The organism is Streptococcus porcinus, from assembly GCF_900475415.1.
GTDB classification, from domain to species: Bacteria; Bacillota; Bacilli; order Lactobacillales; family Streptococcaceae; genus Streptococcus; species Streptococcus porcinus.
This window is the reverse complement of the sequence record NZ_LS483388.1, coordinates 733,327-757,265: the sequence shown is the minus strand read 5'-3', so window position 1 is coordinate 757,265 and position 23,939 is coordinate 733,327. Positions and strand designations below refer to the sequence as shown.

The 23,939-nt window shown below is 39.5% G+C and carries 24 protein-coding genes and 1 pseudogene; 3 read left to right on the top strand and 22 right to left on the bottom strand.

Annotated elements, in window-relative coordinates:
* Positions 1-24 precede the first annotated feature (24 nt).
* Positions 25-744, bottom strand: a complete 720-nt coding sequence (locus DQM45_RS03805) for a pseudouridine synthase (RefSeq protein WP_003083410.1) — start codon at positions 742-744, stop codon at positions 25-27.
* A gap of 255 nt (positions 745-999) precedes the next feature.
* Here DQM45_RS03805 and DQM45_RS03800 point away from each other — a divergent pair, with 255 nt between their 5' ends.
* Positions 1,000-1,362 carry a thioesterase family protein gene (locus DQM45_RS03800; protein ID WP_003084115.1) on the top strand — a complete coding sequence of 121 codons (363 nt, stop codon included), beginning with the start codon at positions 1,000-1,002 and terminating at the stop codon, positions 1,360-1,362.
* A gap of 36 nt (positions 1,363-1,398) precedes the next feature.
* On the opposite strand, the gene DQM45_RS03795 is transcribed toward DQM45_RS03800, so the two are convergent.
* The 7 genes from DQM45_RS03795 to DQM45_RS03765 form a co-directional block, all read right to left on the bottom strand.
* A complete protein-coding gene (locus tag DQM45_RS03795) occupies positions 1,399-2,622 on the bottom strand; it encodes an MFS transporter (RefSeq protein ID WP_003086092.1) in 1,224 nt (407 codons plus the stop codon).
* Positions 2,623-2,906: 284 nt separating this feature from the next.
* On the bottom strand, positions 2,907-3,680 hold the full coding sequence (locus DQM45_RS03790; protein ID WP_003082984.1) for an ABC transporter permease: 774 nt from the start codon (positions 3,678-3,680) through the stop codon (positions 2,907-2,909).
* A complete protein-coding gene (locus DQM45_RS03785) occupies positions 3,677-4,333 on the bottom strand; it encodes an ABC transporter ATP-binding protein (RefSeq protein ID WP_003083313.1) in 657 nt (218 codons plus the stop codon). The genes DQM45_RS03790 and DQM45_RS03785 overlap by 4 nt, the downstream gene beginning before the upstream one ends.
* Before the next feature lie 215 nt (positions 4,334-4,548).
* Positions 4,549-4,935 carry a PaaI family thioesterase gene (locus DQM45_RS03780; protein ID WP_003083002.1) on the bottom strand — a complete coding sequence of 129 codons (387 nt, stop codon included), beginning with the start codon at positions 4,933-4,935 and terminating at the stop codon, positions 4,549-4,551.
* Positions 4,936-5,017: 82 nt separating this feature from the next.
* The gene (locus tag DQM45_RS03775; RefSeq protein WP_003085423.1) at positions 5,018-5,452 is read right to left on the bottom strand and encodes a GNAT family N-acetyltransferase; all 435 of its coding nucleotides are present in this window, start codon (positions 5,450-5,452) and stop codon (positions 5,018-5,020) included.
* 39 nt (positions 5,453-5,491) lie between these two features.
* Positions 5,492-5,962 (bottom strand): nucleoside 2-deoxyribosyltransferase, encoded by a 471-nt coding sequence (locus tag DQM45_RS03770; protein WP_003084030.1) that lies wholly within the window; start codon positions 5,960-5,962, stop codon positions 5,492-5,494.
* Positions 5,963-6,101: 139 nt separating this feature from the next.
* Positions 6,102-6,557: an 8-oxo-dGTP diphosphatase gene (locus DQM45_RS03765; protein WP_003085963.1), complete on the bottom strand. Its 456-nt coding sequence runs from the start codon at positions 6,555-6,557 to the stop codon at positions 6,102-6,104.
* 209 nt (positions 6,558-6,766) lie between these two features.
* Here DQM45_RS03765 and DQM45_RS03760 point away from each other — a divergent pair, with 209 nt between their 5' ends.
* Together DQM45_RS03760 and DQM45_RS03755 are read left to right on the top strand one after the other, a co-directional pair.
* A complete protein-coding gene (locus tag DQM45_RS03760) occupies positions 6,767-7,336 on the top strand; it encodes a dihydrofolate reductase family protein (protein ID WP_003085539.1) in 570 nt (189 codons plus the stop codon).
* A 39-nt stretch (positions 7,337-7,375) separates the two neighbouring features.
* The gene (locus DQM45_RS03755; protein WP_003085176.1) at positions 7,376-7,753 is read left to right on the top strand and encodes a DUF1761 domain-containing protein; all 378 of its coding nucleotides are present in this window, start codon (positions 7,376-7,378) and stop codon (positions 7,751-7,753) included.
* A 96-nt stretch (positions 7,754-7,849) separates the two neighbouring features.
* On the opposite strand, the gene DQM45_RS03750 is transcribed toward DQM45_RS03755, so the two are convergent.
* The 14 genes and pseudogenes from DQM45_RS03750 to DQM45_RS03685 form a co-directional block, all read right to left on the bottom strand.
* Entirely contained in the window at positions 7,850-8,593 is a 744-nt protein-coding gene (locus DQM45_RS03750) for a class I SAM-dependent methyltransferase (protein ID WP_003082725.1), read from the bottom strand.
* A 424-nt stretch (positions 8,594-9,017) separates the two neighbouring features.
* Positions 9,018-9,356 (bottom strand): Cd(II)/Zn(II)-sensing metalloregulatory transcriptional regulator CadX, encoded by a 339-nt coding sequence (gene cadX, locus DQM45_RS03745; protein WP_003084660.1) that lies wholly within the window; start codon positions 9,354-9,356, stop codon positions 9,018-9,020.
* A gap of 11 nt (positions 9,357-9,367) precedes the next feature.
* Positions 9,368-9,982: a CadD family cadmium resistance transporter gene (locus DQM45_RS03740; protein WP_003084694.1), complete on the bottom strand. Its 615-nt coding sequence runs from the start codon at positions 9,980-9,982 to the stop codon at positions 9,368-9,370.
* A gap of 41 nt (positions 9,983-10,023) precedes the next feature.
* Complete coding sequence (locus DQM45_RS03735; protein ID WP_228379842.1) at positions 10,024-10,254, bottom strand: CpXC domain-containing protein; 231 nt, start codon at positions 10,252-10,254, stop codon at positions 10,024-10,026.
* Positions 10,251-11,588, bottom strand: a complete 1,338-nt coding sequence (locus tag DQM45_RS03730) for a recombinase family protein (RefSeq protein ID WP_415395678.1) — start codon at positions 11,586-11,588, stop codon at positions 10,251-10,253. The genes DQM45_RS03735 and DQM45_RS03730 overlap by 4 nt, the downstream gene beginning before the upstream one ends.
* Positions 11,500-12,741: a recombinase family protein gene (locus DQM45_RS03725; protein WP_003083348.1), complete on the bottom strand. Its 1,242-nt coding sequence runs from the start codon at positions 12,739-12,741 to the stop codon at positions 11,500-11,502. Before DQM45_RS03725 ends, DQM45_RS03730 begins: the two co-directional genes overlap by 89 nt.
* Positions 12,742-13,094: 353 nt before the next feature.
* A complete protein-coding gene (locus DQM45_RS03720) occupies positions 13,095-13,199 on the bottom strand; it encodes a putative holin-like toxin (protein ID WP_081461232.1) in 105 nt (34 codons plus the stop codon).
* A gap of 137 nt (positions 13,200-13,336) precedes the next feature.
* A pseudogene (locus DQM45_RS03715) lies at positions 13,337-14,251 on the bottom strand (LysM peptidoglycan-binding domain-containing protein); the annotation flags it as partial.
* A gap of 162 nt (positions 14,252-14,413) precedes the next feature.
* Positions 14,414-14,737 (bottom strand): glycoside hydrolase family 73 protein, encoded by a 324-nt coding sequence (locus DQM45_RS10255; protein WP_003085145.1) that lies wholly within the window; start codon positions 14,735-14,737, stop codon positions 14,414-14,416.
* Between the two features lies 1 nt (position 14,738).
* Positions 14,739-15,137, bottom strand: a complete 399-nt coding sequence (locus tag DQM45_RS03705; protein ID WP_003082762.1) for a phage holin family protein — start codon at positions 15,135-15,137, stop codon at positions 14,739-14,741.
* Positions 15,138-15,154: 17 nt separating this feature from the next.
* Positions 15,155-17,011 (bottom strand): DUF859 family phage minor structural protein, encoded by a 1,857-nt coding sequence (locus tag DQM45_RS03700; protein WP_003083934.1) that lies wholly within the window; start codon positions 17,009-17,011, stop codon positions 15,155-15,157.
* 12 nt (positions 17,012-17,023) lie between these two features.
* Positions 17,024-19,939, bottom strand: coding sequence for a phage tail spike protein (locus tag DQM45_RS03695; protein WP_039984847.1), 2,916 nt, complete (start codon positions 19,937-19,939; stop codon positions 17,024-17,026).
* Positions 19,939-20,664, bottom strand: a complete 726-nt coding sequence (locus DQM45_RS03690) for a phage tail protein (RefSeq protein ID WP_000589862.1) — start codon at positions 20,662-20,664, stop codon at positions 19,939-19,941. Before DQM45_RS03690 ends, DQM45_RS03695 begins: the two co-directional genes overlap by 1 nt.
* Positions 20,661-23,780: a phage tail tape measure protein gene (locus tag DQM45_RS03685; RefSeq protein ID WP_003085290.1), complete on the bottom strand. Its 3,120-nt coding sequence runs from the start codon at positions 23,778-23,780 to the stop codon at positions 20,661-20,663. The genes DQM45_RS03690 and DQM45_RS03685 overlap by 4 nt, the downstream gene beginning before the upstream one ends.
* Positions 23,781-23,939 lie beyond the last annotated feature (159 nt).

The following is a 23,939-nucleotide window of genomic DNA, read 5'->3' as shown; positions in this document are numbered from 1 at the left end:
CACATAGGTTTTTAATGATAAGATTCAAGGTAAGCTTAGTAAGGCCTCAATTTCAGTATTTTCTAGCTTTCTAAATGCGCCGAGTGCAAGCTTAGAATCAAGTTGTAAAGGTCCCATTTCAAGGCGCTGAAGATCTCTCACTTCCTTCCCACACGCTAATACCATACGTTTAACTTGATGAAATTTTCCTTCTTTAATAACTATTTTGACACGTGACTGCGACTTTTCATAATCAAGTGCTAAAATCTCCAAAAGTGCTGGCTGACACTGATGGTCTGATAAGTGAATGCCTTTTTTGAAAGCCTCAATATCTTGATTAGTCATTAAACCATCAACATCGGCCACATAAACTTTATTGACATGCTTCTTAGGAGAAAGAAGACGGTGTGCCAAGTTGCCATTATTTGTCAATAATAATAATCCGTGTGTATCTTTATCTAAACGTCCCACTGGAAAAACTTCTTTTTGCTTTGCTGTCGCATCTAGTAAGTCTAAAACAGTCTGGTGAACTTTATCTTGGGTAGCTGAAACGACACCTTTAGGTTTATTAAGCATGTAATAGACAAACTCTTCGTATAAAACTTCTTGACCCTCAACCTCCACTCGGTCAAGATTTGGATTAATCTGCTTTTTGGCTTGAGACTCTTTTTTACCATTAACGCATACTTTTTTTGTTTTGAGCAAACTTTTTACCTGAGTACGGCTTCCAAAGCCAGTTTCGGCTAAAAATTTATCTAATCTCATTATCATCTCCTCACTTACATAAGTAAGATCTTCAAAAAGGCAATTTGATAAATTGACTAATTAAATACCTTACATTTCTATGTCATCTTTTCTAATTCTTGGAACGGATTTCGAGATAATCAGCTTTTACTTATTTAGTTTCAATCATAGACCCCATTCTAAGTTCCTAATCTTTTTTATTAGTATACCATATAACCAGTTTTCAGCAGACTTAAATGGTTTAAAGTACTATAATAAAATAACAAGGAGGTTACAATGGCTATCTATTCAAAAGTGTATGAAACAAGGATTGAACATTCAGCTAAATATGTTGGTTCTGGAGAGCTTGAAGTCCTTTCGACACCCAGTCTCGTTAGTTTTTTAGAAAATACTGCTTATCTCTTCATTAAAGAAGAGATTCAGGATAACCTATTAACGACTGTCGGAACAAAAATGACTATTGACCATTTAAAAGCAAGCAAAATTGGCAATTCTGTCACTGTCCTGATAACCGAGGTTACTAATCAAGGACGCAGATACGATTTTCAGTTAGAAGCCTTTGTTGATAAACAATTAATTGCAAAGGCTTGTCATACCAGAGTTCGGCTTAATAAAGAAACATTTCTTCAAAAATTATAAAGGTATTAGTGCTCGCTAATACCTTTTAATTTATCCTTATTTTGATAACTGCTTATAAAGACTTGGCTGGAGATTTTTAATAGATAACATCGCTCCAAAGCTAATCATATAGAGGGTGGCTAAGAAAATCATGACCATGGCCATACCTGAAATATCAAGAATTTTACCAATGATGACAGACGAGAAACCACCAATAGCACGACCTACATTAAGTATGACATTATTTGCAGTTGACCGAATGTGGTGTGGGTAAAGTCTTGTAATCATAGCACCGTACCCTGCAAACATACCATTAACGAAAAAACCAACTACTGCCCCACCAATTATCATGGCTGGCATTGAATTTGCAAATTGAAAGAGATAAACGCAGACCGATGAAGCTATTAGAAATGCCGAATAAACTGGTCTTGGGCCAAACTTATCTAAAATATGACCAAAGGTTACCATCCCCAGACACATTCCTAAGATTGTCGCTACCATCCATAAAGATGAGTCTTTGACAGAGAGCCCAAGATTAGTCTGAATGATAGTTGGTAGCCAATTCATCATTCCAAAGTAACCAGCAATTTGAACTGTAGTCATGACCATTAATGCTAAGGTTTGCCCTGCTAAATGTGGACTTTTAAAAAGTTGACTAATTTTAACAGGTTGACTAGCTTCTTCTGTTCCATTACTACCCTTATCCCAAATCTTGTCATCATCAATACTGAACATCATCCATAGGACTAGCAAGATTGGTGCTAAACCAAACAAGAAAAGTCCTCTCCACCCTAAACTTGGTGCTAACCAACCCGCTAATAGTGCGGAGGAAATTGAGCCTAATTGCCCAGCAATTCCATTAAGAGAAGATATTCGTCCCATTTTTTCTGCTGGGACAATACCTGCCATAATAGCTATAGCTACACCATATTCTCCACCTACACCAATCCCAGCAAGAAAACGCATCAGATAGAGATAGTTAATACTTTTGGTAAAGTAAACGAGACCTGTCGCAATCGAGAATACCAATACTGTCCATTTAAAGACTTTAAACTTATGGTACTTATCAGCCAATAATCCAAAAATAAGGCCTCCAAGTAGCATCCCTAAGTTTGTTACTGTTGCAATCCAACCACCTTGTGCTCCTGTTATGCCAAGTTCGGTAATAATTGAAGACATTGAAAACGCAAGAAACATAACGTTTAAATCATCTGTTCCTGAAGCTATAATAGCTGCCGCAAGGGCTCTTTTGTTATTTCTGTCTAGTGACATCTGTGACATTTCTTTCTCCCTTTAATAGTAGCTCACTGACTACCTTAATTAATTGAATACTGATAAAAGCCAAAAAAGACCCCCGCCAGTAGCCGTGAGTCAAAAAATCTCTAGAAAATAAGAGGGTAGCATTTGCCATCTCTTCTTTGTGCTTTTATGTCTCACGGTACATAGTTAAAGCAGTATTTAATTGTTAACAGTATAGCTAAGATAAGAAGAATTGTCAAGCACATTTGATATGGAATTTAGCATAAAAACAACTTGAAAACTCATTATTGTTGGCTTTTTTCTATCTATGACTGTTTAACTACTAATTGTTTTTTGTCATTAAAGAATCCTTTATAAGCCAGATAAGAAGCAATAAAAGAAGCAATTGATGTTGTAGCTAGTAACATAAAAGTAACCATCATTTGATATTTCACAGCTTGTATAGGAGAAGTTCCTGCTAGAATTAACCCTGTCATCATTCCCGGTAAAGAAACGATACCTAGTGTCTTAGCCGAATCAATTGTTGGCACCATGCCAGTCCGAATAACATCACGGATAATATCAATAGAAGCAGGTAAGATATCAGCACCAAGTGCTAATTTGGTTTCTACTTCTTCTTGTTTATCTCGAAAAGAATCTAAAAGTTGTTTATAACATAACCCAATAGCAACCATTGAATTACTGATAATCATTCCCCCAACAGGGATCATTTGATTAGGCACAAACTCTAAAATTCCTGAAAAAATTAAAACTGATAGCGTAATACTCGCACCTAAAGTAATAGCGACAAAAGATATTTTAAAAGCATTACCAACTCCTTTTCCACGCTTAGCTGCATTATAAGAAGCATTCACAATCATAAATAATAACAAAAGAGCTGTAAAAATAGGATTTTTGTACCCAAAGATATAATCAAGAACAAAGCCAACTATAAGTAACTGGATAACTGCTCGAATTGCTCCTACAATAATCTCTTTTTCTAACTTCAATTTTTGCCAATAAGAAAAAAATAATGTTATCAAAACCAAAGATGATGCTAGTAATAAAGACGTTACGGAAATATTATCTGCTCCACTCATTTAATCACCTCCATAGATTCTAGTTTCCCATCTACAATAGTCATCATTTTATTAGCATATTTTTTACTTTGACTAGTATCATGGGTAATCCAGAGAATAGTAACCCCCTTGTTATTTAGCCTTTCAATAACTTCTTCGACTATTTCTTTATTAACAGAATCCAAAGCTGAGGTCACTTCATCCAATAAAAGAACCTTTGGTTCAAATAACAATTGTCGAATCAGAGCTATTCGCTGCTTTTCCCCTCCAGATAATTTTTTAACATCCTGTTCTAAATACGAAAGATCCATTTTAAATAGTTCAAAAAGTTTATTGACACGGGCCTGATCCAAAGGTAAATGTCTAATTTCGTAGGGAAATTGAATATTATCTTTCACTTTTTCACCAAATAGATGTGGAGTTTGAAAACAATAAGAAAGGGCCTGACGTAATTCTATTGGATTGTAAGCCCCCAATGATTTACCCTCAAACATAATATCCCCGCTAGTCGGACTTTGTAAATAACTAGCTAGCTTCAAAAGAGTGCTTTTCCCACTACCAGAAGGACCTATAATCGATACATAGTCTCCCTCATCAATAGCAAAACTAAGATTTTTTAAGATGTCCTTCCCATCAGATGAAAATGAGACGTCTTTAAATTCAAGTATTGGCAATTTTTTCTCCTCTCTTTCTTAATTATAATCATTCTTATTAATACTATAGCACTTTTAAATAAAAAAGTCAGAAAAATGATTTCTAAATTGATGCCAATATCATTTGCCCCTCAAATTGTGCATAAAAAAAGCCTTTGAAAGTTAAAAATGAACTTGCAAAAACCTTTATTTTTATGTGTTTAAAGTATCCAATGTAAATTAAATGACCAAATTTATCACTCTTCACGTTTTCCTGTCACATACATTGTAAAAATAGCACGTGTTAATATGTTATTTTTTTGATTTTTAATAACAACTTCATTAACTTTGGTCTTTTTTCCATCATGGATACAAGTTCCTTCAATTGTTAAAATATCTCCTAACTTTCCAGGTTTAAAATAATTTATACTCGACTGTTGAGTAACTGTATCATAACCGGTAGAGACACTTACAGCCCCAGAAATCTGATCACTTAAAGCAAAAAGGTATCCACCATGAGCTGTCTGGTGATAATTTAATGATGATTCAACAACTTTTGTGGACACAATGACATGACCATAATCAACTAATAGTGTTTCATAATTTTCAAATATTTTTAGTTCTTTTGTTTTAAATTCTTTCATATAGTATTTTCCTAATCGCGTCATTTTTATTTCAGTGTTAGAAGTCGCAGCGTTCAATATTTACCTGCATTCTCATAGAACATTATTGTAGAAACTTAATAAAGCGAACTTGCTTCTTAGTATCATCATAACCAAGACTTCTATAAAAAGCGTGCGCTTCTCTACGGTAAGATCCTGAATTTAAGCGAATAAAAGTAAACTTATTCTGAGAAGCCCATGCTTCAATATAAGTCATCAACTGCTTACCAATACCTTGTCTTTGGTATGAATGAGCGACTGCTAATCCCAAGATATTAAGACCACGTTTACTATAAATAGACTCATAGACCTGCACTTCAACGAATCCTAGCACCTCTTTAGTACAATCATCTTCAAAAACAAATGCATGATGATGCTCGTTCTGATCTAAATTATCAATCTGTCGCTCAATAGATTTTAAGGAACTGTCATATCCCAAATCTTCTCTACAAATAGTTTGTAAAGCTTTTGCATCTTCTAGTTTGGTATGTCGAATCATCCAGTTTCCCTCCCCTATAGTAGTAGCTATACTTCCTTTTTACATATTACCAATTGCCTCAAGCACTTCTTGACTAGAGCTAACTACTTTTCCATTTAACTTGATTAGACCAATAGTATAAAGGTTCACATAAGCAAATTGTGATTCCCCAACCTCTTGTAGAGCCTTTATTTTTTGTTGATTATCTGCTCCTAATTGACGCAAATCACTATAGAGTCCCAAGATGGGAATTCCTGCCTGATAAGCCACTCCGATTTCTGAAGCAACGCCTGGATCAATAACTTGACCATCTAAAATTGCAATTAGTAGATCACTTTCTAATACCGCTTGCGTATCTAGCTTCGCAATCATCTTAGAATCAGCATAGGCATGCTTATCATTAATTTCCCCCTGCTCCTGAGGTAAAAAGACTTCAACCTCTGGATAAGTCTGTCTAATTTTTTCAACAAGAACTTGATTAAAGGTCAATTCCATTTCAGTAAATAAGGGACTGGCAAAATAAATCTTCATGAAGTACTCCTCTATTATGATAATATCCTCATTATAACATGCCACACTAAAAATTTTGGTTAAAAAAACTAAACAAGGCTCTTATCTAGAAAAGAAAAATCTAAAAAAGTCATCACTTGACTGATGACCTCTGCATCCTTTATTTCAAACTGTCTTTCCATATCCCATTTTCTTGGTAGAAGAAATGTTCACTAACATCATCTCGCAAAAAGACCTCTAGCATAATATCCATCGAACGGGCAAGTTTTAGATGCTTAAGTTCTTCCAAATTTACCCAATATACTTCACCTTCATCAGAAGATTGTAGCTGACCAGAAAAATTGTTGGTCTTGTATAGAAACACAATATAACGAGAGCCATCAGAGTTAGTCCAGTCCTTAATACCACAGATTTCTAAGTCACTTATGTCTAAACCTGTTTCTTCTTTTATTTCTCTAATAGTAGAATCTACAATTGACTCCCCCGGATGAACGTGACCACCAGGAAAGGTTATACCCCACCAAGAATTGTTGACCTTATCTTGCACCAAAACCCGTCCCTGATTATCATAAATCATACACATATTTGTTAGGATAGTGGCAATTTCTCGGGACATTTCAGTTACTCCTTAGTTCTAAAGATTTTATGATATTGACTCAATACTTACTAGTCAAGTATCTGACTTTTCCCTTGATTTGTCAAGCCTATCAACCCCTTCAGCAATTAAACAGAAACTAATTGGTTTCTTTCAAGACATTTAAATTTACTTTCTAGCTTCAAAACAGTATACTAACCTCAGTTACCAATAGATTAGAAAGTCAGCAAATGAGAGAACTTAACATTTTTTTACACATGTCACTAGATGGCGTTGTTGAAGGACCAAAAGGAGCTATGGATATTGACTTCATAGCTTACAACAAAGAATTAGAAGCTTTTGCAGAAAAAACCTTATCAAGTGTTGACACTATTTTATGGGGACGAACGACATATGAAATGATGTATGCCTACTGGCCAGACATGCTTGGTCACCAAGAAGCTACCAATTATGAACGCAGACATGCCAAATGGATTACTGACGTTAGAAAAGTGATTGCTTCTACAAGTCTTAAGACTGCTGAGTGGAACAATTCTACCATTGTGTCAGAAAACTTAAACCAATATCTCAAAGAATTGAAACATACAGCTGGTCAAGATATTTTGGTTTTAGGAAGCCCTCGACTAAGCCGTTCTTTATTATCTGAAAATCTCATTGATAAAATTACATTGACAGTCTCACCCACTATTGTTGGGAATGGCTTACGCCTCTTTGAAAACATCAGTTCCGACTTAGAGCTAATCAGCTCAAAAACTTTTACATCAGGTGCCCTGGGTTTAGAATACAAGGTAAAACACTAACTCACACTGTAAGAATTCACACATTTAGGAGAAAAAACAATGACACTTATTATCGCAATCGTTGCTGGAATTATCAACTTTATGATTGGCGGCCTCTGGTATGGTCTTCTCTTCCAAAAACCCTGGATAGAAGCACAAGGTATTAATCCAGAAGACATTGGCAAAAACGGAGATGGCAAAAAAGAAATGATAATGACCCTTATTGTCGAAGTTATCATTAGTATCGTAACCATACTATTTTTATCAGCCATAAACGCTGCCACACCAATCAATGCCCTAATTATTGGTATCATTACGATTCTTTCTGGTCTCAAAAACTATTTCTTTGAACAACGACCAGTTAAGTTAATTCTCATTAATGAAAGCTATAAACTGGTGGCCTTTATTATTATTGGATTAGCTTTATTATTAGTTTAATCAGTTAAAAAGCTCCCTTAATTCTTACACAGACTTAAGGGAGTTTTTTAGTATTTTTCAATGTTGCTAGGTTTTTTAAATTTAAAGAATGACTTTTCATTCAATCTTCTTTACTCGTAAAACTAAGAAATCCGGTCTATGAACGGTATCCTTATACTCAGGGAAAGAAGTTAAAATATTGTTTTCTGGTATTGGTTCTAATATTTTTTCTATCCTAAATCCTGAAGTAGTCAGAGTATTAATTATAGTTGAAAAAGTGCGATGGTATTTTTCAACATTCTCGATGAACCAATCCGTTTTTCTTTGTCCTTCAACTCCATAATTTGAAATATTGGCAAATAGTTTCTCTCCTGAAAGATCTCTTGTCCACCTATCTCCTTTGGAGTGGCAAGTCACAAAAGGATGCTCCTGAGAAAAAACTAATATTCCACTTTCGTCTAAAAGTTTATTTATACTTTCGACTAATCCCTTAAAATCCTCAACATAGTGCAGTGCTAATGAACTGACAACTAGATCAAACTTTTGCGTTAGGGTAGTTATGTCTTCCATTGCAAGTTGGAGATACTCTATTTGAGGACTATTATTTTTCAAATTTGCTGTTTCAATCATCTTTTGAGAAATGTCAATTCCAACGACTTTTTTTGCTCCCATTTCGACAAATAACTTGCAATGTTCTCCAAAACCACAACCCAGGTCTAAAATTACTCTATCTTTCAAATCTGGTAGTAGAGATAATAAAGCTGGTATTTCTATTAAATTATTGGCAGTAAATTCTTTTTTTCGTAACTGTTTATATTCATTAAAAAATATTTCATTATCATAAATGTTTTGTTTAGACACAGTTTTCTCCAATCATAAAATATTTTTTTGTAATAATTCGGAAAAAATCATTTCTATTCTGGTTATAGTTCTCTAAACCATCGTCTCTATTGATACAATTGTTTCATTGTTAGCTTATTCTCTCCTAACAAGATTAGTTGCGTTTTTCTAACAAGCTGACACACTCCACATGTGCCGATAGTGAGCACCTATACTATAAAACGAAAGGGATATATTAGGCTTTATTATTATATTATTGAACGAATTTTGAAAAGGCAACACTTTTCAAAAAACATCTAACTTGATTAAAAACTCTTTATTTTCTTTAGATAAGAAAATAGTCATTCTCCTGTTAATTGTTCTAACTTATCCGATTTAATCCAACTATAAGTATATAGCTCGCCACCAGGTTGACGACGGTCTATCCTAATCTATAGCCAATTTGTTATCCTAGTTGATTAAAAAAATCTCTGATTTCCTTATCTTTTATAAAATAATATATAATTTTCCCCTCTCTTCTAGTGTCCAAGATGTTTTGATTGGCTAGTTTACGAAGATGGTGGGAGGCAGATGCCATACTGAGATTTAGTAAACAGGCTATATCGCAGACACAGAGTTCTTCGACGGCAAGGAGGTAAAAGATGATATTTATCTGTTTATTATCGGTAAACTTTGATAAAATGCGAAGTGATTTTTGGACTTTTTCCTTTTCAAGGTAGTTCGTTGCGGTTATAACATTTTGTTGATTTATAACATTTACTTGGCAGATACTATCTTTTTTCAAAATACTTTCTCCTAGCCTAACACATTCCATAGCATGTCAAAGCTGTTGTTTTCAATCAGGATATACATCCCCAAGCCTAAATAGACAACGGCAATAAACCATCTGCTATATTTTTCCAAAGTTTCTCCAACAGAAGGGACTTGTGCCAATTTTTGGGCAGAAAAAACCAAGAGATAAATCATGACTAGAAAGGTAAGTAAAGCCACTATCAAATTTGTTAAATTTAAGGTAGTAAAATATGGGACAAAGACACCAATATTGTCAGCACCACAACTTGCAAAAGTAATCATAGCGACTAGAAAAATCAGGTTTTTATTATCTTTGCTCAAACCTTCTTTGACAATAGCTTCTCCATCAGAATCTCCTAAAAGCAAAACTTTGAGGCCTAGGAAAATTGGAATCAAACCGAGCAAGCCTAAAATCTCTTTACTAGGAATATAATTTAAGACAAATGCAAAAAACAAACTTAGCAATATTAGACTAACAGAGCCTAGAAATTGTCCTAAATAGATGTTAATGATGTCTTTTTTGCTTTTTCTTTTAGCAAAAAATAACATTAGGATAATAAGTAAGTCTACGGCGGTCCCAGAATACAGGATTATTGAAGTAACAACATTTTGAATCATAAAAAACCTCATTCAAATATATTTTTGAATGTATTCTAACATTAAACTTTGTAGATGTCAAAGAGGTCATACTGAATAATTGTTTTTTGTTCCTCATCTACTACGACTGTTGGGTAATTAATTAGCACCATATGGTTACAGTTATGGCAGGTAAATTTAAAGAAATCCCCGTCCAAAATAGCAGAAACAATCTCAGGGGTCTTCACCGCATAAACCCTATTATACCACGAAACAACACAAAAAAACGCAACCTTTCGGTCGCAGTCTCTTATAAGTCAACTTCTGTTCCTTCGAGAAATGTTACAGTAATCTGCCCACTTTCTGATATTGTGATGTTGTCGAGCACTTGGCACATGATGGTGCAATCATAATGGTCTAGGTCAAGAAGCTGTTTCATGAACTTGGCATAATGCTTATTCAGTAGATTGTCACCCTTGCTCAGTTTTTCTAGTTTATCAAGGACATCAGCTTTATAGTCTTTTAGGATGCTGACGGCTTCCATAAAAGCCTTCTCTAGCATCTCCTCATCAATATGGTTGTTGCTACAGCCCATGACACCTGTCACCCGATAGCGGTTGTTACATTGCCACACCTTCCTTTTTCCTCGGCTAGTCGTCCAGTTCTTTCGTCCAAAGGCATCACCGCACTCGGCACAGAAGACCTTTGTCATAAAAGGATTGTCCTCATTTTGCAGGTGGTAAAAAGGAATACCATGTTCTTCTCTAAAAGCCTTTCGTCTTGCTATCTCGAGCTGAACCGTCTCCCACATCTCGTGATCAATGATACCTTCATGGTTGTTGGCAACATAAAACTGGTTAACCTGACCATCATTCTCCGTTCGTTTCTTGGTGAGGAAATCCACGGTGTAGGTTTTCTGAAGAAGGGCATCGCCCTTGTACTTCTCATTCTGAAGCATTTTCAATATGGAACTTGGGTACCAGTTAGCCTTTCCTGACCAACCAGGAACGTCTCGGTCGTTGAGGTCTCTAGCGATGCTTTCTGGGGTGTATCCTTTTAAGAATCGCTCATAGATGTATCTAACCACTTCAGCTTGTTCTCGATTGATGATAAGGTTGCCATCCTTATCCTTATCGTAGCCCATAAACTTGGTGGTGTTGACTCTGACCTCACCACGTTCGAATCGCTTTCGGATACCCCAAGTGGCATTCTCAGAAATTGACCGTGATTCGTCTTGAGCAAGGGATGAAAGTATGGTCAAGAGAACTTCTCCTTTTGAATCAAGACTATCAATGTTCTCCTTCTCAAAAGTAACACCAATGCCTAGGTCTTTCAGCTCACGAACATACTTGATACAATCCAAGGTATTCCTCGCAAATCGACTGATGGACTTAACCAAAATCCTATCCACCTTACCATCTCTACAATCTTGTATCAGTCGGTTAAAGGCATCACGTTTTTTGGTGTTGGTTGCGGAAATCCCCTCGTCTGCATAGATGTCCACTAGCTCATAGTCTTCGTGCTTTGAGATAAAGTCACGGTAGTAATTGACTTGGTTCTCATAGCTTGATAGCTGTTCGTCTTGGTCGGTGGACACCCGACAATAGGCGGCCACTCTGATTTTGGTGACTTGCTGATGGGTGACCATCAGCTGCATTTTCTTGGCTGGAATAACTGTAATGTTTTTGCCCATATTCGGTCCTTTCTATCACTGTTACAGGGGTCTTAAGTTTCCACTCTTCAATGGCTTTCTCTGGCACACGCATGCCTTGGCAGGAAGCCTTGCCTTCTTTGATGTACTTTGAGCAACACCAGACAATCTGTTTCTTATAGGACACCTGTCTTTTGAGAGTTGACCCACAATACTGACACCTAAGCATGCTCGTAAAAAGGTAGTGCTTATTCGGTCCTTGCTTCCAAGTGTTGCTGTCAAGTTTATGTTGAACAGCCTGCCACACTTCTTTTGAAACAATAGGCTCATGGTTATCTTCAATCAAGTACTGGGCTACTTCGCCTTGATTTAACCGTCTTTTACCATTAACCCCATCAAGATAGGTCTTCTGTAATAATGCTGCACCTTTATACTTCTCGTTTCGTAACATATGCCCCACTGTCGTATCATGCCATTTCGCATTTGATACTGTAGTTACACCTTCTTCATTTAAGAGTTTTGCAATGCGGTGCAAACCCATGCCATCAAGGTAAAGATGGAAAATCCGTCTCACAATTTGTGCTTCTGCTTCATTGATAACCAACTCGCCATCGACATCCACATCATAACCCATAAAACGCTTGGTGTTGATGACCACCTCCCCACGTTGAAACTTCTTCTGAAACGCCCAACGTTGATTGGTACTCATACTCTCCAGTTCTTCTTCAGCTAAACTTGCCAAAACCGAAAGCATGACCTCTCCTTCATTGGATAAGGTATTGATATTCTGTTCTTCAAAGTAGATACCCACACCCAAGACTTTCAACTCTCGACTGACTTCAAGTACCGTCATGGTATTCCTCGCAAACCGTGAAATGGACTTGGTGTGTATCAAATCGATCTGACCTTGCCTACAAACTTCAAGCATGGCTTGAAAATTCGGTCGCTTCTCCTTTGCCCCAGAAATTCCCTTATCGTAATAGACACCGAGAAAGTCAACGTCCTCTCTATTGGCATAGAGCGTTTCAAAATAAGTCTTTTGATTTTCAAGGGAATCCAGCTGACTGCTGTTAGTCGTTGATACCCTGACATAGGCACATATGCGTTGTTTTTTATGATCTTGTTTTGCTTTAATTAACCTTACTGCCATTTAGTTTCCTTTCTATTTTTGGTACACTATATATCACTCTAAAGGGAAGATAAGTCAAGCTTTCAGCAAAACTACTCCCTCCATATTACTAAGTAAATTTGGAAACAAATTTTCCGCAGTTATTGAAAAAAAGCAAAAAGAAAAAGCGTGGTGATATCACCACGCTGAGATACTAGTATGCTATTCTCCTAACTACACTATGAGTTCTGAGTTGAAAATTATTGCCAGTATGTTATAATGAATATAGAAAAAGGAGCTGGTCTGCAAACCAACTCCAACATAGAACCGTTAAAAAGACGGTAGCTCTGTTAAACGAAAATAATCCGTCCTACCTGAGCAAAAGTGGGGACGGATTATTTTTTGCCTTTGTCACTGAATATTTTATAGCACAAACCAATCAAAGCAATGGTAAAGCTACCAAAACCAAAGATGGTTTGCACAACTTCAAACTCAGTCAAAAGTGCTCCTCCTTTCCGTCAGATTTTGATGAATTGCCCATAGGCATCACCTCTTTCTTTCAGGATTTAGGAGCCACCGTCTTCACTTTTCTACCATTAAATTATACCATATAAGCCGCTATAAATGCGGCTTATTTTAGTTTTAATTTCTGACCTACAGAAATCAGACTTGGATTTTTGATGTCATTCAATTGAACCAAATCCTGTAAGTTTGTCTTGAACTTTTTAGAGATACCATAAAGCGTATCACCCTTTTGTACCGTATAGGTTTGTTCACTATGTCCGTTTGTTGACCCAGTTACATCTTGCTCCAATACCCAGGAATTAATACCTTCAAGAAGGTACGCTTTTTTGCTGCTAGATTGGTTAACATCTTTCACACGAATGATTTTGAAAGTCTTACCTTTCACCCAGGATGAGATTCCTTGTCCTGTTTGGTAATGTGTTGCATGCTTTTGAACAACCACAGAATCACCAACGTGATAGGAAATGGCCCCTGACTGAGGAGTATTGGTGCTGGGAGACACTGATTGAGCTTGACCAGTAATCGCTTGAACAAACTCACGAGCCATACCTACTTTATTAGCTTCATAAGTTGCCATATCGCTATTGTTATCGATAAAAGCAATTTCTACGAGACGATAGTTATACCCACGGTTCGCCGCAACATTGGCATTATAGAGCCAGTCCACTTTCTTAAACCCGCGATTCGTAAAACGACGCGCAAGAATACTAAGGAGTTTCTGGTCCAACTCATCAGGATTATAACCCGCATAAATGAGAACTTCGGCTCCTTTTGCTTGTCCATTAAAGGCATTAAAATGAAGTTCTGTAATGGTCTCGTACCCTTTTCCGATACTACCTAAGCTACGGTAGTCATAGACATTTTGCTCCGTAATATAATCAATCTGATTACCAGAGTAGCGTTTCATCAACGATGCAAACTCGCGTACCTTCCCCGCTTCAGTAATACCTAGTCCTGGATTCGTCGCTCCAGGATCATATCCAGTTTGTCCCTGACCATGCCCACAAATAATAAGATGTTTTCCCATAGTTTTTTCTCCTTTATGACTTAAAATACCTTCATCCCAAGTGTTGAGATGATTACTTTCAATAAGACTGATGAGTTTAGCTCCATAATTAGGATCAGTTGCATAGCCTGCTGCTTGAAGAGCCAGACAGGCTTTTTTGTAGTCTTCTTCACCAATCACATTCTAATAGTGGGACTGTCGCCAGTCATTCTCTGATAAGAATAACGCATGGTCTTTAATAGATTCCTCCCATGAGTCATACTTTCTAAAGGTGGCGGCAACCGTGATAAACTTACCATCCACATATTCTTGAGTTGGAATGACAACACGCTTTCCTTTCCAGTCAGGACTCGCTTTAATACCAAAGAGATTATGGTTAGGGTACTGAGCTAACAAAGACTTACCCCAACCACTCTCTAAGATAGCTTGTGCTGCTGACACGGACGGAAGAATGCCGTGCTCCCAAGACGCTAAACAGCCGTCTTTAATCTTTGATAAAAAAGTCATCCTAATCTCCTTGTTTCAATTGCTTCAGCACATCTTTCAACTTTTCAGGAACTGGTAGTCCAATCCGTGCCGCATTCTCAATGATGGACAACCCTTCATTTGAGAGGTAATAAAAGATGATAGCGGTACGAACCATACCCCCTTGTTTTAGGACATGCTCATCAATGATTTGCCCTACTGCTACTAAACACAAAAGGACAATCTTTTTGAAGATGCCCTTGAATCCGATATTGCTAGCAAGCCTTTTCTTAATTGCTGCTGCCATAAGACCTGTGATGTAATCGATGGAAATAAAGACCATCAAAGCAAAGAGAAATCCATCAACTTCTCCAAAAATCGAACCGATAAGTCCTCCAATCGCTGAGAAGAAGACTTTATTTGTTGCCAGTAATTCTTTCATAATGACACTTTCCTTTCTTAGGCTGTCCTACGCCAACGGTAAACCGTAACGTAAGGTTGTAAGTTATTGTGTGGCTTTCCGCCACCAGTATTTCCTGTATTATTCCCTTGCGGATAAGTATTAGAATTTCCATCTGATCCATAATCACGTCTAATAGCTTTATTACCATTATTAGCTGAAACATATTGAGCGTGAGAGTGTGATGGCATCTCATCAATGGTCAAGGTATGTGTCTTACTACCGCCTGACTTATTGACGCTATTAAACTCACTTTCATTCTCAGACACTCCAACCAAGACCCGTCCGTTGCCAAATCGCTCCCAACTGCCACCCATGATGGTTGCTGGACTGATGTTTGACGTAGATTCATAAATGACACCCACTGGGTAAAAAATATCAAGAAGTTTTTTATTCTTTATATAAATCTCACCGTCAAAATAAGCAGGCAAACTCCCATCCACATCAAGCACCCCTCTTGTCCACGCTTTGCCTATCCCCATACCAGATGGACTTAAGCCGTAGACAACCTTTTCTGGACCAACGGTAAATTCAAAGGTCGTGGCATAAAAGAGGTCTGCGAGCTTTCCAATAATGTTGTAGGACTTTGTCGTATCGTAGGTGCCACCTAAAATAGCTTGGAAATCTGTCTTTGTGTGTTCCGTGGTTGACGTCCAGTTGGCCGCACCACCAGCGTTTGTGACCTTCTGGCCACTTGCCAAATCAACCACTTCCCATGTCAAGGTTGCCTTATTCTTTTGAACACTATTGATGGTTAGAGGGGCAATCTTAAGCTTTCGTGTGACCGTCACCTGATTCATACTAGAACCGGCACGAACCGCTGAGAATGAAAAGATAGGTTTGAAATACTCTAATAGGGTTATCTCCACTTCTTTTCGAGCACTTTGTCGCCCTCTCGAATCAGTCACATAGGCAGAGACCTTAGCGCGACCAATCCAGTTTATACCTCCCAAAAGACCGTTATTACTCGTAACCACATTAGGCAGTTGAACCCACTGATTATTCTCAAATTTAAAGACCTCTGCACGATAACCCGTCGAAGGAATGGTCGATCCGTAAATACCTGCTCCTTGATTGAAGGTCACTTTAGGATTAGACACCAACTGGGCAAAACTTGTGCCAGTTAAAATGGTTTTAGCTGTGGTATGGGATTCTGAAACAGTAATACTGCCCAAGGTTGGAACAACTGACGTCGGTAGGTTGAGGGTAATGGGAATTGTCATAGAACCTATTGTCTTACCACCATAGATAGTGGCTAGCGTTAAATGCCCATTACCTGAGGTACTATTTGGAATTTGAGTTGCTAATTGCGATATTGATGGCGTCCAAGTTACAGAGGTCGCAATGCCTGTTCCAATGGTGCCACTGAGAGATCCAAAATGCCATGTGATATTATGGGTAAAATCACTACTAGCGCGCTTAATCGTAATGGTTACGGCTTGCCCCAATATATTCCCAGAAACTGTAGCACTCGATGACCGTGGAATATCACTTAAACGTAGCGTTTGTGACCCTGTATTCAAGGTGCCAGGCGACCAGCCACCAGACCCAGAGAACGTTGCTGAAAAACTGATGGTTTTTGACCCATTCGAATCATGTGACACAGTGATGGTCTTATCAATCAAGTGAAGAGAACTATGAGCAGTATACATATCTGGTCGCCCTGACCAAGAAAGCGTCTGGCCATTGATAGACACACTTGCCCTACAGTCATACATCCCAAAGGTCGTATAACCATTCTTTAGCCAAAGTTGGACTCGGACAGTAGATGTATTATTAGCCGTTGAAGTTCCTGTTTCTTCCACTCGTAAAAGTAGGGTATAGCCCCTATCATTATTTGAACCATAATCTGCCATAGGATCTCCTTTCTACTTGGCATCAATAAAACGACAAACTAGATGCTTAGCATTATGTCTTGCGTCTTCTAGTCGGTAATAACCAACCTGTAAGGTCTCCACAAAAACCCCATGATGAATTTTTATGACACCAGCTGTAACCGTCATAACGGCATTACCAGCTGACTTAATCATCATCCCTTGTGGGGTTAATTCGATATATTCAGAGTTATCCTTCTTACCAATAATTACCCCATTATCACCAGCTCTCAAATAGGTATTGACAAAGTTAAGCAAGAGACTGTTGGCTTTAAGATCTGCTTCAATAGCTGCGATACGAGCCGTATTATCAATAAAGTCTTGATTAAATTGCGCAAGGACAGCTTCATTATTCTTCTCAAACTCTTTATAAGACTTGAGCCAATCAGCTACTTCTTTTGCCAAAGCTCTCGCTTCAAGGTCCACTCGGAGAGATTCTGTCTTTTCAGTTAGAAGGTCTAATTGTTGCTTCATAAACCCGTTGTCAGCTTTGGCATCAATCTGAGCGATAAGATCATTCAAAGAAGGCACAGGCGCTGAAGCAACGTTGCCATCTTCCAATTGAACATTTCTAAGATAAACCACATCTCCTACTGACCACGAACCTGACATTAAGTAAAAGATATAAGAATAGTACTGATAACTACTTACTTTCCATGAAGAAACAAACCTTTGCCAATCTGTTGTTACTTCGTAAGCTTTCATTCCACCGAGTTCACAACCCATATTGAGTGTGACAGATTTTGAACACTTAATATCAATTGAAAAAGTCATCGTCGCACCAATTCGACTCCTTAAATCATGGAAGTTCCGATGAAAGCCGCCAGTACCTGCTTTGGTACAGGTCAACTTAATAGTCACCCCACTAACAGAACTCGTATCTTCAATTACCTCCTTCTTCCACTCAGAGGTAACAGATGAAAAAGTCATCGCTTTCATGGCATAATCGTCAATGTAATTGCGACCACCCAGTTCCGTTCCCTCAAAAAAGGATGACCAGATATAGTCACCAGGATTGGTTGAAGGGGTTGCGCTCTCCTTATTGACTGCTAGACCAAGGTAACGTTTGCCTGTTGGAATGGCAGAAAGTCCTTCTCCCTTGTCACTATCTGCATACATCCGCCAAGTATAAAGGGTCTTTCCGTCCTTACCAGCCTTTCCATCCATACCCTTGTCCCCATATACACCGATGACAACAGGTGTTGTGACTGTCGTTGAGCCATTGGTGAAAGTGGTTTTTTCATAGTTCCACAGATATTTAAGCGTTGAGGTGAGAAAGGGAATGGTTGTGCTCCAACCAGAGTTTGTTGCTGTTACACCAGTCTTTTGTGCAGAGACTAAGTAGTACTGCTCCCTTAATTGAATGCCCACCCCATCTGCTCCAGCGTCCCCCTTTGGTCCAGGGGTTAAAGAGATAGTTTTAAGATCAACTTTTGTCGCTAGGCTTTCCCCCCTCACCTTTAGGAGGGGCGTATCAATGGAAAGATTCCCATCCCTATCCAAACTAAAGACCGGGGTGTGCCAGCCAGGAATAACGACCTTATCTGCTTCAATTTCTAGGCTCTTCACATACTCTGATAGAATCTGTTGGGAAACAAGTCTTGTCATCCATGCTGAACTAGAGACAGTCAACTCATCAATCTTAGCTTTTTGAAGGGCTGCGACTCGTGCTTCTAAGGCATCAGTTGCCAGATAATCAAGCGCAGCTTTCTTCCCAGAACGCTCGCCTTCTGCTTTGGCCTTAGCGATACCATCTTCAACTTCTGTTTGAAGACGCTCAAAGTGCCTATCAAAGACCTTGTTAAAATTAGCTCGCTCCTTAGACGCACGGTGTTCTGTAACCGACTGATTGACATCAAGAATGGTCTTAGCCGCACTGGTTAGCGAATTGTTTCCTGATGATCCAGAGTTTGTAAAGCTAACCTCATCATCAAAGGTCACCGAAAGATACACTTCTTCTAGAGCGTCAAAGGTATAACTAACTGCCTTTTTCTTAACATCTACCTTGTGCTTTTGACTTTTAAGAGTGACTGTATCTCCCAGATGGACTTCTTGACCATCAAGCTGATAAGCTTCAACGGTTATCTGTCTAGAGATGCTATCGATGTGCTCATGTGTGAACTTAGCCATCGCCCATTGGCGCAATTCTTCCTCTGTCTGAAGCGTGTTATTCTCATACCGTGCTTCGTGGACATAAGGGTATTGGTTAATGAGGGGACTTTCCACAACGACAGAAAGAACGGTATCCTCATCACTACCTTCTGCCTGAAAGGTTGAGGTCGCATAGATGCGCGTAATGACCTTCTCAGAATCACCCTTATCCTCAAAAGCTTTCAGATTGTGATGGCTTGTGAGAATAACTCCCTTATCGTTGCCACGGTGCTGCTTAACTATCAGCTGAAAGTTATCACGAACGAGCTCACCTTCCCAGGTTCCAAGGATGGAATGTTTACCATCCATTAGAGCTTGATAAAGTGTCAAGTCTTCGTCAGACACATAGGTATGACGCTCCGTCACATCACTGTCAAAGCTAAAAAGTCCTAAATCAGATGGACAAGCCTCAACCAGCCTCATCAAGGCTGATTGACAAGTCGTGTTAGTCGCTGAAAAAGGCTTAACCTGACGCTTCATCACATCATCAGAAATGTGATAACACTCAAGCTCTATCGTATCGTCTTGAATCTTTACCTGCTTAACACGAAAGAGCTGCTTTCCCAAATCAGGAGTTGGACACAAAATCAACTCATCTGCTCTAAGGGTTTCATGAATACCTGAATCCGTAATCGGATAAGTTAAATGGAGCTGAAAGGTGCTATTCAGCTCCTCTTCTACCGTTGCACTCACCGTTTCAAATAATGGCTGACCATTCCATTTCGGTGTCTTTGTTTGACCGTCAAGAAGGTAAAGCATCATACCCACCCCCAATTCGTCTCAAAAGTGAGCGATAATATCCCACTACCCAAAACAACACCAACAGACTGAGTTGGATGACTGGCATCAATCGTGATAAAATCCCCAGACCACTTGGCAGCTTTCCCTGATAGGGTCTTAAAACTAGGACGATCAGGGTGATTAACCATAACAAGAGGCTCTGTAAATTTCTCAATGCGGATCACCTGGTCACCTACCGTGAATGAGGTTTCTGACACCGATTGACCGGTGATAGTAATGGTAGGAAAGGCAAGGGCAGAGCCTTGTGTTTTTAACACACCATTGGCACTCAAAACTTGCCTATCCACACTCTTAAAAAAGCGAGTGGGGTGACAGATAAAGGTCACATCAATCACATACACATCGTGGCCATCCTGCTTGATGTCAAAGCTATCCGTTCGGTAACACCAAAGCCTGGTGAGCTTAAGGCGTTCACTTTCTAGCCAAAAACCTTCCTGCATGAGATAAGCCGAGAACTCATTGACCTCTTTCTCACTCGCACCAATCAGGTACAAGCGGTAAGGCTTTTCAATCACATCACGGTGTTTATTGGTTTGAACAATCGCCCCACTCAACCCACGATGGTCTAAGAGTTGCGTTTTAGACCGTGGCACTTGAACGCTCGGTCTATCTTCCACAAGCACTTTAAAAGGAAAAGACGAGGTGCCTTTTCCATTCAGTACCAATTCATTATGTTTAATCACACTGTTCCTCCTCTCAGTAAAGCTTGTCGAGTCATTTCATCAGCTAGTTGACCAGCTACATAGTCGGCTAGTTTTTTCATATCAGCTTCTTCACGAATCACAACATCTGTGATATTGACCGTTATGGTTGTTCCCTTGTTAGGCATGGTAGCTGCGATGCTGCGACCGATACTGCCAAGAATTTGGTTATTAAGAGGTAGAACTGCTTCACGTCCTGCTTCTCCTCCAACCATCAAGCTATTTCCTGTCATACCAAATGCCGTTGGCTTGGTGAGAATCCCACCCTTGGCGTACCATTGAATGGAAATCTTAGGTAAGCCACCTTTTAACCAATCAAGGGGATTCGCAGAACCTGACACACTAAAGTGCGGAAGAGGAATATGCGGCCACTTAATCTTGAAGTTAAAGAGGTTCTTAATGGCATTGATAGCTGAAGAAACCGCATTTTTTGCCCCATTGATGGCATTTGTAATGGTTGATTTGACCCCATTCCAGACAGAGGACACTGCGCTTGAAATACCACTTAGGACACCTGAGATGGTTGCTTTCATCCCATTCCAGATAGAAGATACCGTTGAACTTATGCTCGATATAATCGAACTAATCGTTGACTTGATGCCATTCCAGACATTACTAACGACAGATTTGATACTATTGAGTAAGTTTGTCATAGTGCCTTTGATGCCATTCCAGGAATTGGAAATGAACTGAGCAATGGCATTTAGAACAATCGAAATCAGTGACTTGATGGCTTCCCAAACTGTAGAGACGACCTGCTTGATGGTTTCCCAGGCACCTGACCAATCACCCGTGATAATCTGCATGACTGCCTTGATAATGCCTAAGAGAACATTGATGGCTGTTTCTACGACCACTTTAATGATGTCCCAAGCTGTCGTGATAATCAGTTTGATATTCTCCCAACTGGCTTGAAGGTAAGGGCCAAGAATGGTCATGATGGTTTGAATAACTGTTGAAATGGCTGTCCACACGGTATTTGCGGCTTTAAGGATTAGCTGTTGCTTCTCTGTCCACCAAGTAGTCAAGGTTCCCCATATCGACATAACAAAGCTTGATATCTGTTGGATAATGACAGATAAAAAGGCATAGATGGCATTCCAGATTTCTGTCACAGCTGTCCGAAAGCCTTCGTGATGTTGCCAGAGTTGCTGAATCCCAACAACCAGTAAGGCAACAACGGCAATGACACCAAGAATAATCCCTACGATTGGAGCTGCTGCAGTTATCATCCCCATGATGGTTGTTCCCATAGCCATAGCAGCTGCTTGCAGGGCAATAAAAATCGGGAGGACTAAGCCAAGGGCTGCGACCAAACTTCCAACAATGACAATAAACTGCTTGACTGGCTCTGATAGCCCAGAAAACCATGTGGCAACAGCTTGAAGCAAACTGGCGAGAACCTCTAAGATAGGTGCTAGGGTTGCTGCAATAGCATCTCCCATCTCCGCCATTGCTAACTTCGACGTGTTTTGAGCGGTTGTAAACTTATCAATAGGATCAAGCGTCCCCTCATAGGTCTGTGTTACAATCCCAGCTGCCTTATCAGCTGTTCCTGCTAAATCTTCAAAAGATAAGGCCCCACGCTTGATGGCATCAACCATACGTGGAGCTGCTTTACTTCCGAAGATTTCTGAGGCAAGAGAAAGAGCCTCTGTTTCACTGGTTGAGGCTTTGATTTGCTCAATGGTTCCAGCAAGTCCTTCTTGAAGCGTCAGCCCATCGCCCGCATACTTAACAGCTGCCTTTGAGAGTGACGAAAGTGCTGCAGAAGAATCAACCCCTGCTTTTTCAAACTGCCCCATCAAGGTGATGCCTTCATCAAAGGAAAGGCCAAGGGCTTTGATTTGTGGTGCTCCCGCTACTGCCTTGTCCATCAACTCTTGGACACCAACACCTGTCGCCTGGCTGGTATAAGTAACCGTGTCTAAAACACTTGATAAATCAGTCGCTTCAAGTCCATAGGCCTCAATCGCTTGTTTGGCTGAAATGGCAGAGCTCGTCACATCACTCCCATTGATTTCAGAGAATTGAATCAACTGGGTAGAGGCAGACTTAAGGGCATCTCCTGTTAACCCAAATTGCGTATTCAACTCCCCTACGGCACTTCCTGCCGTATTAAAATCCGTTGGTAGTTCAGTGGCTAGGGTTTTAGCGATGTCTGTCATCTCTTCAAGGGCAGAACCAGTTGCCCCAGTTTTCGTGACAATGATATCCATACCCTCATCAACTTCAAGAAATGCGTCAAGCGATTGTTGACCGAAGTCAATCAATTTCTGTGACAACTCTCCCAGTTGGTCGCCAAACTCCATGAGAAGGTCAGCCTTTAAGAGGCTGTTTGTCTCTTCCAAAGAAGCCTTGGAACTCGCAGAACTAGAGGCCAACTCCTCCATCTCATTTTGGAGATTATTGTAAGCTGTCTTTGTCTCATTAAGAGTTTTCTCAAGCTTATTAGCTTCAACCGAATTCTCACCATATTCGCTCTTTGAAAGAGAGAGCTGTTGTTCCAGATTATGAATCTGTTTCTCAAGGATTTCTGAATGAGAAGCGACCTTTCGTTGAGCAAGTGCCAACTTATCAGCCTCACTTGCGGTAGTTGCTAATGCTGATTCTTGTAGCTTAAAGGAGCTATTGAGTTTCTCACTTTCTGACACCAACTGTGCCTGCTCATTTTGGAGACGATTGAGCTGGGACTGATTGGTTTCAACCTGCGCTCCGTTTTCTGAGAGAACTCTGTTAACACTTTCTAGCTTTGATTCATAGCCCTTTAAGACTGTTTGAGTACTCTCAACCTCACGTTGGAAGGCACGGTACTGGTCTGCACCGATGTTACCGGCCTTGAACTGAGCCTCGACTTGGGCTTGAGCTTGACGAAGTGTGGCGAGTTTTTCTTTAGTTGTTTCAACTTGTTTGGCTAAGACTTCCTGCTTCTGGGTCAAAAGAGTGACATTGCCAGTGTCAAACTTGAGTGCCTTGTCAATCTGACGCAATTCTTTAGTGGTTTCAGAAGCCTGTTTATTCACACCCTTTAAGGCATTTTGTAAGGGTTGGGTATCACCACCAATTTCAATGGTGATCCCCTTAATGTTTCCTGCCATCGTCACTCCTCCTCCCTACTAGAAATTGTCAAAGTCTGCTTGGGTAGCTTTGCGAGCATAAGTCTCATCTCGGCTTCTTAGCTCCACATAATCCGTCTGATAATCCAATGCCATGCCAATTGAGATGTGCTTTAAGTCATCAATGGAAAGGCCAGTCTC